Raw genomic sequence first — 3,316 nt, 5'->3', positions numbered from 1 at the left:
CCGCTCGAAGCAGGAGATGCCATTCCCCTATGTGCTGGACGGCCAGGCGGACACCGCGCTCGCCGACATCGGCTCGGCGGAGATCGCGCGGCATTTCCCGACCACGGAGCTGGCCTTCATCGGCGACGAGATCGTCGATGGGTCCTGGTCGCAGCACGCCGACGAACCCCGGCCCATGGCCCTGTTCGACGGCCTGCGGACGGATTTCTCCTTAGCGCGCCTGGCGCATTACACCGGGACGCCGGCGACCCATGTCCAGCAGTACATCCTGTTCACCAACTACATCCGCTACGTCGACGAGTTCGTCCGCTGGGGCTGCGAGCAGATCAAGGCCGGTGGTCCGTATACGGCGCTTTCGGCGGCGGGCAATGTGCTGGTCGACGACTCGACCGAGGACCCCGAGGCGGTGGTGCAGGCCGCCGCCTGGCGCAAGCACCAGATGCCCGCCTATCACCTGATGGCCAAGGACGGCGCCGGCATCACCCTGGTGAACATCGGCGTCGGCCCGTCGAACGCCAAAACCATCTGCGACCACTTGGCGGTGCTGCGTCCGCAGGCCTGGCTGATGATCGGCCACTGCGGGGGCCTGCGCGGATCGCAGACGATCGGCGACTACGTCCTGGCGCACGCCTATCTGCGCGATGACCACGTGCTGGACGAGGCCCTGCCGACGGAGATCCCGATCCCGCCGATCGCCGAGGTGCAGGTGGCCTTGAACCGCGCCGCCGAGATCGTCACCGGGGAGACCGGCGAGGTGCTGAAACGCCGCCTGCGGACGGGCACGGTGGTGACCACCGACGACCGCAACTGGGAGCTCCGCTATTCGTCGAGCGCGCTTAGGTTCAATCAGAGCCGCGCGGTCGCTATCGACATGGAAAGCGCCACCATCGCCACCCAGGGCTACCGCTTCCGGGTGCCTTACGGGACCCTGTTGTGCGTTTCAGACAAGCCGCTGCACGGCGAGATCAAGCTGCCCGGCCAGGCCAACGCCTTTTACGACCGCGCCATCGGCCAGCACCTGCAGATCGGCATCGCCACCATGGACCTCCTGCGCCAGGAGGGCCCACGCCTGCACTCGCGCAAGCTGCGAAGCTTCGACGAGCCGCCCTTCCGCTAGGCGCCTCGGACCGCCACCTTACCAAGCCTTCATTTGACAGCGTCAAGCGGAGCAACTTACGGCTGTATTTCGCCTGATGGAGCCTTCGCTTGGCCACCTGCGGCCGAGTGAGCGGATGTATCGGGGAGGGGCCGGTCAGTGGCAGGTTCGGGGATCTGGCGGGTTGGCCTGGCGGGCATGGGTTGCGTGTTGTTGAGTGCGGGCGGCGCTTTGGCCCAGAGCGCGCCGGCGCCGGACAGTCCGCCCGCGGTTCAGGCCGCCCAGCCGCCGGCGCCGGCCAAGCCGACGGACAAGGCCAAGGCCGCCACGCCGGCCAAACCCGCGCCGAAGACCCACACCGTCGAGACCATCACGGTCACCGGGGCCGCCGCGCCGCAGGTCGAGACCTCCATCGACAAGAAGACCTACACCCTGGGCCAGGACCTGCAGGCCACCACCGGCTCGATCGCCGATGCGCTGCGCAACGTGCCCGCCGTGGAGGTGGACCTGCAGGGGAATTTGAGCCTGCGCGGCGACCAGAACGTCACCATCCTGGTGGACGGCAAGCCCTCACCGGCCTTCGAGGGCAACGGCCGCGCCGACGCCCTGCAGCAGCTGCCCGCCGACCAGATCGCGCGGGTGGAGGTGATCACCAACCCCTCGGCGGCGCTCAATCCGGAGGGCACCGGCGGGGTGATCAACCTGATCACCAAACCCAGCCATGGCGGCGGCCTGACCGGCTCGGCCTATTCGACGGTCGCCAGCGCCGGACTGAAGCGCGCCGGGCTGAACCTCGGCTACAACACCAAGACGCTTTCGGTGACCGCCTCGTTCGCCGGCAACTATCAGCGCAACAAGAACCACGTGACCAACGAGCGGGACGGGTTGGACCCCACCAGCGGCCAGTTCCTGAAGAACTTCGACGACAGCATCGGGCGCAACCTGACGCGCGGCCCGAACGGGCGGGTGAACCTCACTTGGACGCCGGAGGACAAGGACCAGTTCACCGGGGCGATCAGCTACAATTCGCTGCTGATCCACGGCCACCCTGACGACAAATACACCGACGACGGGATTGGCGGGATCCCGGTGCTGATCGAAGACCGGTCGGGCCGCCGGCGTTTCCTGGAAACCGACAACAGCATCGCCGCCGGCTGGAAGCACACCTTCGGCGAGGGCCACGAGCTCACGGTGGACGCGGTCTACAACGACGGCCTAGCGCGCGACCACACCCTGAACACGGTCTTCCCGACCCTGCCGGCGACGCCGATCCCGCTGGAGCTGATCCGCGACGACGACAGCCGCCACCACGAGGAGCTGCGGGTCGTCTACACCCAGAAGCTGGCCGGCGGGTCGCTGACCACCGGCTACGAGCTACGCCGCGAGGACAACGACGCCAACTATTCCGACGCCATGGGCCCGACGCAAACCGGCCTGGTGCTGCAGCCGAACCTGGCCAACCACTACCTCTACGAGCAGTTGGTGAACTCGTTCTACGCCACCTACCAGCGCAGCTTCGGCGACCTGAGCGTGCAGGCGGGGCTGCGCGCGGAGGATGTACGCTTCACCCTCGACCAGCTCACCTCCGGCGAGCGGGACGGGCAGCACTATGACCGAGCCTATCCGACGCTGCACCTGAACTATAAGCTGGACGACGACCGCAAGCTGACCGCCAGCTACAGCGTGCGCGTGCAGCGCCCCTTGCCGGTGTTCCTGGACCCGCTGGTCTATGTGGAGGGCCCGCAGGACGTCCAGGTCGGCAACCCCGACCTGAAGGTCAAGGAGGTGCAGATCTACGAGGTGGGGTACGAGCAGCACGCCGGCAACCAGAGCTACCAGGCGAACTTCTATTACCGCAACGCCAACCACGACTTCGCCCAGATCCTGACCGACCTGGGCGGAGGGGTCTTCCAGACGACCATCGGCAACTTCGGGATCAGCCGCGCCGCCGGGGCGGACTTCAACGCCAACGGCAAGCTTACCTCGACGTTGCGCTACAGCCTGAGCCTGAGCCCCTATGTGAACTGGACCGACACGTCCAACCTGGCCATCGACCTGGGTCACCATCAAGTGGGCGGCGTCAGCGGCCGGGCCAACCTCAACTGGCAGGTGCGGCCCGACGACATGGTGCAGCTGAACGCCATCGAGAGCGGCCGGCGTCTGGCGACGCAGGGCGAGACGGAGCCCACCTTCACGCTCAACATGGGCTGGCGGCATACG

The 3,316-nt window shown here is 67.3% G+C and carries 2 protein-coding genes; both read left to right on the top strand.

Annotated elements, in window-relative coordinates; translation table 11 throughout:
* On the top strand, positions 1-1,117 hold a 1,117-nt coding region (locus E8A12_RS13300; protein ID WP_293369468.1), incomplete at its 5' end, for an AMP nucleosidase.
* 138 nt (positions 1,118-1,255) lie between these two features.
* Positions 1,256-3,316, top strand: a 2,061-nt coding sequence (locus E8A12_RS13295; protein WP_293369466.1) for a TonB-dependent receptor, incomplete at its 3' end; no start/stop codon positions are given.

Origin of the sequence: Phenylobacterium sp. (assembly GCF_004799395.1) — a bacterium.
In the GTDB taxonomy this organism is placed as follows: domain Bacteria; phylum Pseudomonadota; class Alphaproteobacteria; order Caulobacterales; family Caulobacteraceae; genus Phenylobacterium.
The sequence above is the reverse complement of the archived record's forward strand: the minus strand, read 5'-3'. Positions and strand labels throughout refer to the sequence as shown.